Genomic DNA, 6,324 nt, shown 5'->3' with positions numbered 1-6,324 from the left:
GCCAACTACAAATCGGTTATTCTCTTGAGAAGTGCCGTCAGGACGGCGGCATGACGCTCATTCCAGGGATCCATTTCCCCACGAACCGCGAAGAGCCGGTAAACGATCAACCCCCGCTCACCTCTGTCCATGCCCCGTGAGCGGGGGCCGGGGGAGAACCTGCCAGATGTGAGCGGGGGCCGGGGGAAAACCTGCCAGACGTGAGCGGGCGTCGGGGGAGAACCTGCCAGACGTGAGCGGGCGTCGGGGGAGAACCCGCCAGAAGCGAGCGGGCGTCGGGGGAAAACCTGCCAAAAGTGAGCGGGCGTCGGGGGAGAGTAGGAAATAGGGGCTGCGGATTGTTGAACAATCTGAGTTTTTAGGGCATTCTTGAAGGACACCAATCCGAGACGGAGATCACAATGCCCAGCATCGACCTGAACAGCGACGTCGGCGAGTCCTTTGGGAACTGGTCCTTCGGCGATGACGCCGCCATTTTTGAAAGCGTGTCCAGTGCCAACGTGGCGTGCGGCTTCCACGCTGGCGACCCTGTGGGCATTATGGCCACGTGCCAGGCAGCCGTGAAGGCCGGCGTCACCGTCGGCGCCCACCCGGGCTACCGGGACTTGGCAGGATTCGGCCGTCGCTTCGTGGACATGACCCCCGCAGAGTTGACTGCTGACGTCGTCTACCAGATCGGCGCCGTCCAGGCCGTGGCTCTCGCCGCCGGGACCGCCGTACGCTACGTCAAGCCCCACGGCGCCCTGTACAACACGATCGTGAACCACCCGCAGCAGGCCGGCGCCGTCGTCGCCGCCATCCTCGCCGTGGACCCCACCCTCCCCCTCATGGTTCTCCCCAACTCCGAAATCCAGCGCCAGGCCGACGCCGCCGGGCTGCGGACCGTCGCCGAAGCCTTCGCTGACCGTGCCTACAACCCGGACGGCACCCTGGTCTCCCGGCGGGAAGCCGGCTCCGTGCTGCATGAGGTTGATGACGTCGTCGAACATGTCCTGCGCCTGGCCGGCGACGGCGTGGTCCGTGCCACCGACGGATCGCTGGTCCCTGTCAAGGCCGAAAGCATCTGCCTGCACGGCGATACCCCCGGCGCCGTGGCGATGGCTGCCGCCGTCCGCTCCGCGCTGGAGAACGCCGGCATCCAGATCCAAAGCTTCGCCTAGCCATGACCGCCATCCAGCAGCAGGCCAGTAAGGCCACGCATGCGGAAGTAACCGGCATCCGCCCCGCAGGGGACCGGGCCATCCTGATTGAGCTCTCGTCCCTCGACGCCGTGCTCAGCCTCCAGGCCCAGTTGACCGCACACCCGCAGCCGGGCCAAATCGACGTCATTGCTGCCGCCGCCACAGTCCTGGTCACCGCGGAATCATCGCAGGCTATAGGGGCTCTTGCCGCGCACGTCCGCGGCCTTGACCTCGACGCGCCTGCGGAAATCCAGAGCGCGCTGGTTACCATCGATGTGGTGTACGACGGCGAGGACCTGGACGAGGTCGCGTCGCTCACCGGCCTGGGCCGTGAGGCAGTGGTGGCCGCCCATACAGGCCAGCTTTGGACTGCCGCCTTCGCTGGCTTCGCACCGGGCTTCGCCTACCTCACCGGCGAAAACCCCAGCCTGGAGGTTCCCCGACGCCGGTCACCCCGAACCGCTGTGCCCGCCGGCGCCGTCGCCCTGGGCGGTGCCTATTCGGCGGTTTACCCGCGGCAGTCACCGGGCGGCTGGCAGCTGATCGGCCGCACGGACGCCGTGATGTGGGACCTCGGACGGGAGGACCCCGCCCTGATCCGGCCCGGCGATACCGTCAGGTTCAACGCGGTCCGGGCCCAGGCCATTGTGACGGCGGGGCAGCAGGCAGAAACCCGCCAGCCGGCAGAAGACCAGCCGGCAGAAGAGGAGTTCCCGGCAGGAGAAGGCGCGGGCCTCATCGTCCGGAAGCCAGGCCTGCAGGCCACCATCCAGGACCTGGGCCGCCCCGGCTTCGCGTCCTTGGGCGTCAGCAGCGCCGGCGCAATGGACCGCGGAGCCCTGCGCCGCGCCAACCGCCTGGTGGGCAACCGCGAAGGCGCAGCGGGAATCGAACTCCTCTTCGGCGGACTCGAGCTGGAAGCCCTCACCGACCAGGTCCTTGCCGTGACCGGCGCGGAGGTTCCGCTGGAGATCACGCCGGCCAGCAAAGGAGGCACGACGCCGGCACGGCACCCAGAGTGCGACGCCCCCTTCGCGCTGCTGGCGGGGGAGATGCTCAAAGTAGGGAACGCGACGAGGGGGCTGCGGTCCTACCTGGGGGTCCGCGGCGGAATCGGCGGCCCTGGAGCCTTGGGCAGCCGTTCCACGGACACCATGTCAGGCGTTGGCCCTAATCTGCTCGAGGCCGGCACCGTCCTGCCCGTGGAGCCGGCCAATCCGGGCAGCGTGGTGGGCCACCCGGAGGTGTCACCCCTCCCGGAGTCGGACCAGGCCACCGTGCTTCGGGTGGTTCCCGGACCAAGGCAGGACTGGTTCAGCTCCGAAACCCTGCAGGACTTCCTCAAACAGGAGTGGACCGTGACGCCGCAGTCCAACCGCATCGGCCTGCGACTGAAGGGCCAGTCACTCAGCCGCAGCCGCGACGGCGAACTGTCCAGCGAAGGAACCGTCCGCGGCGCCGTGCAGGTGCCGCCCGAAGGGCAGCCCGTGCTCTTCCTCTCCGACCACCCGGTGACAGGCGGTTATCCGGTGATTGCCGTCGTCGTCCACGCGGACCTGGACAAGGCCGCCCAACTTCCGCCGGGCACCACCGTGCGGTTCGCCGCTGCACCACCTTCGGCAGCACTGCCCGAAACACTTAAGGAAAGCTCCCATGCGTAAAGTCCTCATTGCCAACCGCGGCGAAATCGCCGTCCGGATCGCCCGGGCCTGCGACGACGCAGGCCTGGAAAGCGTGGCCGTGTATGCGGACCCCGACGCCGACGCGCTCCACGTCCAAGCCGCCACGGAGGCCTACTCGCTGGCAGGATCCAAGCCCCAGGAGACCTACCTGGACATCGAAAAGATCCTGGCCGTCGCGGCGAAGAGCGGCGCCGACGCCGTCCACCCCGGCTACGGCTTCCTGTCCGAAAACGCCGCCTTCGCCCAGGCCGTCATGGATGCCGGCCTGACCTGGATCGGCCCCTCCCCGGAAACCATCCGGCTGCTGGGCGACAAGGTCAGCGCCCGCGAGGTGGCGGTCCGCGCCGGCGCCCCGCTGGCTCCGGGCAGCGACGGTCCGGTGGACAGTGCTGAAGAGGTGCGCGCCTTCGCCGAACAGGTGGGCCTGCCGGTGGCCATCAAGGCCGCCTTCGGCGGGGGCGGCCGCGGCCTCAAGGTGGTCCGGAACCTGGCCGACATCGAGGAAAGCTTCGACTCCGCCGTCCGCGAATCCCTGGCGGCCTTTGGCCGCAGCGAATGCTACGTGGAGAAGTTCCTGGACCGGCCCCGCCACGTTGAGGCCCAGGTCATCGCGGATACGCACGGCAACGTGGTGGTGGTGGGCACGCGGGACTGCTCGCTGCAGCGCCGCCACCAGAAGCTCGTGGAAGAGGCTCCTGCGCCGTTCCTCACCCCCGAACAGCGCGCGGAAATCCATGCCTCGGCAAAGGCCATTTGCCGTGAGGCAGGCTATGTCGGCGCGGGTACCGTGGAGTACCTGCTGGACGGCAGCGGCTTCCTCAGCTTCCTGGAGGTCAACACCCGCCTGCAGGTGGAGCATCCCATCACCGAGGAAACCTCGGGCGTGGACCTGGTGGCCGCCCAGTTGGCCATCGCGGCAGGGGAGAAGCTTCCCATCCTGGCGGATCCGGAACCCCGCGGCCACGCCTTCGAGTTCCGCATCAATGCTGAGGATCCGGGCCGCGGCTTCCTGCCGTCCCCAGGCGCGGTAACGGAGTTTGAGGTGCCAACCGGACCGGGGATCCGCCTGGACACCGGGGTCCGCGCGGGGTCCGTGGTGCCCGGACAGTTCGATTCCCTGCTGGCCAAGCTGGTGGTCACCGGCGCCGACCGGCAGCAGGCCCTCCGTCGCGCCCGCCGTGCCCTCCGCGAGTTCCGCATCGGCGGCCTGGCCACCGTGCTGCCCTTCCACCGCGCGGTGGTGGATGCCCCGGACTTCACCGGCACGGATGCCCTGGGGGTCTACACCACCTGGATCGAAAACGAGTTCACCACCTCCCTCGACGCGGATCCGGCGTTCAGCCCCGCCGCTCCGGAGGAACCCCGCCGGACCATCGGCATCGAGGTGGACGGCAAGCGGATGGAGCTGGGGCTGCCCAAGGCGCTGCTGGATTCGCTGCTCGACGGCGGCGGCCGCCGGTCTGCGGACGCTCCGGAGAGCCACGCGGAGACCCAGGCGGAGAAGAACGACGGCGACCTGCTGGCAACCATGGCCGGCACCGTGGTGAAGTGGCTGGCGGCGCCGGGGTCCAGCGTTGAGGAGGGGGAGACGGTGCTGGTGCTCGAGGCCATGAAGATGGAGACCGCCGTGGCCGCCCATCGTGCCGGCACCCTCGGTGAGCTGTACGCTGCCGCCGGAGACGCCGTCGGGCCCGGGCAGGTGCTCACCACCATTTCCTGACGCACCTCACAAGGGCATCCGCGCAAACACGCGGCACACTGCGAGGCTGAACCAGAGCTGGAGGTCGTGGAACCTGTCCCGGAGCAGGTGGCCGGTGAAGAGGCCGGACGGTTCCTGGTGTGCGGCCAGCCAGTCGCGCGCCTGGTCGGTTTCGTCCGACCTGAACCCGGGCCGGATGATGCTGATGGCGTCGAGGGCGGAAACGAGGTCTGTCATCCAGAAAGGAAAGCTGAACTCGGTCCAGTCGGCGGCCCGGCCCTTGTCCGGATAGGCGTCCGGCTCGAAGAAGCGGGCCGCCAGCAATTCCGCAGCCTTTTGTGCGGAGGTGCTTTCGCGGTGCCCGGGATGTGCCGCGTATGCCCTGAGCACGATCCCGGTGATCAGATGCGAGAACGGCTGCGCCGGGTCGCCGGCGATGGTCTGCGGCTCGTCGAGGGCGTCAAGTTTCCTACCCCGCGTACGGAGCGGAAGTGCCCAGCCGCCGTCGTCCTGCCGCGACGCCTCAAGCCAGTCGAACGCCCGTTCCACGCGCGGATCCTCACCGTACCCCGCTTTGCTCAGGAGCCCGATGAGGGCCGCAGTGTAGTTGGGGGACACCTGGTTGCCGTAGATTCCGCGGAGATCACCTTGGGCGGATTGGTGTGCGAGCACATAGCCGGCGGCTCCGGCGAGAGCCGGATGCCGGTGCGTGAACCCGAACATGTCGACGAGGAACCCGAGTTGCCGGTAGGTCTCCAGCAGGTCGTAATCGGTGCTGGCACGGGGCCGTCTTCCCGGATAGGTCCAGGACCCGTTCGCCGCCTGGCGCCGCACGATCCTGCGGGGGATCGGCAGATCCCAGATTGCCTCGTCAGGCGTCTGTGCCCGGGCGGGTGGCAGCCCTGCCGGCCTGGAGGCCAACTCACGGACGGCCCAGGAGCGCACCGCGGGGTGCCCGCTCGACAGCAGCGGGGCGATCGGGTCGAAACGCAGGCCGTCAAGCCACGTCATGCTCACCATGATGGCGGAATCCCTCCGGTGCGGACAGGGGACCGGTGCCCTGCCGTTATCGTGGTGCCATGACGTTTGACGAGGTACTGGCCGATCTCCAAGCCCAGGCCAGGACCACAAAGCACGCCGAGACCGGCCTTTGGGTGGCCGCCCAGCTGCGCAGCCGGATCGAGGCCGGCCTGCTCAAGCCCGGATCCAAACTCGCGGAGGAAGCCCTCCGCGAGGCCCTTGGCGTGTCCCGCAATACCCTGCGTGAGGCGTTCACGGCGTTGCATGCCGAGCACATCGTCACCCGCATCCCCAACCGCGGCGTGTTCGTGGCCCACCCCACCCCGGACGACATCCGCGAAATCTACCGGGTGCGCCGCTTCCTGGAACCGGCCGCGGTGCTGTGGTCCGGCGAGACCTCCATCGAGCCGCTGCCGACCATCATCAAGGCGGCCAGGGCTGCCGCCGCGGAAGGGGACATCCCCGGAATGGCCGGCGCCAACCAGGACTTCCACCGTGCCATCGTGAACCGGGCCGGCAGCGAGCGGCTCAACAGCCTCATGGAACAGGTCCTGGCCGAGATGCGGCTCGTGTTCCACTCCATGGCCGCCAACCCGGCCTTCCATGAGCCCTACGTGGAGGACAACGCGCACATCGTGGAACTGCTGGAGGCGGGAGACAAAGCCGCGGCAGCGGACTTCCTGGCCACTTACCTGGACCGCGCCGAAGCCCAGCTGCTGGACGCCGTCGGCCGCTGAATCAA

Annotated in this window: 5 protein-coding genes; 4 read left to right on the top strand and 1 reads right to left on the bottom strand. The window is 68.6% G+C overall.

Going from position 1 to position 6,324, the window contains the following annotated elements:
* Window positions 1-401 precede the first annotated feature (401 nt).
* From ACETK3_RS19500 to ACETK3_RS19490, 3 genes are read left to right on the top strand one after another with little or no spacing between them, the layout of a single operon-like run.
* Complete coding sequence (locus tag ACETK3_RS19500) at window positions 402-1,160, top strand: LamB/YcsF family protein (RefSeq protein ID WP_237429956.1); 759 nt, start codon at window positions 402-404, stop codon at window positions 1,158-1,160.
* A 2-nt stretch (window positions 1,161-1,162) separates the two neighbouring features.
* Window positions 1,163-2,842: a 5-oxoprolinase/urea amidolyase family protein gene (locus tag ACETK3_RS19495; protein ID WP_237429957.1), complete on the top strand. Its 1,680-nt coding sequence runs from the start codon at window positions 1,163-1,165 to the stop codon at window positions 2,840-2,842.
* Window positions 2,835-4,583 (top strand): biotin carboxylase N-terminal domain-containing protein, encoded by a 1,749-nt coding sequence (locus tag ACETK3_RS19490; protein WP_237429958.1) that lies wholly within the window; start codon window positions 2,835-2,837, stop codon window positions 4,581-4,583. Before ACETK3_RS19495 ends, ACETK3_RS19490 begins: the two co-directional genes overlap by 8 nt.
* 6 nt (window positions 4,584-4,589) lie before the next feature.
* Here ACETK3_RS19490 and ACETK3_RS19485 read toward each other — a convergent pair whose 3' ends face one another.
* Window positions 4,590-5,573: a prenyltransferase/squalene oxidase repeat-containing protein gene (locus tag ACETK3_RS19485; protein WP_237429959.1), complete on the bottom strand. Its 984-nt coding sequence runs from the start codon at window positions 5,571-5,573 to the stop codon at window positions 4,590-4,592.
* Between the two features lie 68 nt (window positions 5,574-5,641).
* Between ACETK3_RS19485 and ACETK3_RS19480 the strand changes: the two genes are divergently transcribed.
* Complete coding sequence (locus ACETK3_RS19480) at window positions 5,642-6,319, top strand: GntR family transcriptional regulator (protein ID WP_237429960.1); 678 nt, start codon at window positions 5,642-5,644, stop codon at window positions 6,317-6,319.
* Window positions 6,320-6,324 lie beyond the last annotated feature (5 nt).

The sequence above is a fragment of the Arthrobacter sp. E44 genome (assembly GCF_041877125.1).
Taxonomy (GTDB): domain Bacteria; phylum Actinomycetota; class Actinomycetes; order Actinomycetales; family Micrococcaceae; genus Arthrobacter.
Note: the sequence above shows the minus strand (reverse complement) of the source record. Positions and strands in the feature narration are given on the sequence as shown.

Excerpts from the sequence above, each read along its gene's own strand:
- ACETK3_RS19500 (WP_237429956.1), top strand. The coding sequence starts at position 402 with ATGCCCAGCATCGACCTGAACAGCGACGTCGGCGAGTCCTTTGGGAAC.
- ACETK3_RS19495 (WP_237429957.1), top strand. The coding sequence starts at position 1,163 with ATGACCGCCATCCAGCAGCAGGCCAGTAAGGCCACGCATGCGGAAGTA.
- ACETK3_RS19490 (WP_237429958.1), top strand. The coding sequence starts at position 2,835 with ATGCGTAAAGTCCTCATTGCCAACCGCGGCGAAATCGCCGTCCGGATC.
- ACETK3_RS19485 (WP_237429959.1), bottom strand. The coding sequence starts at position 5,573 with ATGACGTGGCTTGACGGCCTGCGTTTCGACCCGATCGCCCCGCTGCTG.
- ACETK3_RS19480 (WP_237429960.1), top strand. The coding sequence starts at position 5,642 with ATGACGTTTGACGAGGTACTGGCCGATCTCCAAGCCCAGGCCAGGACC.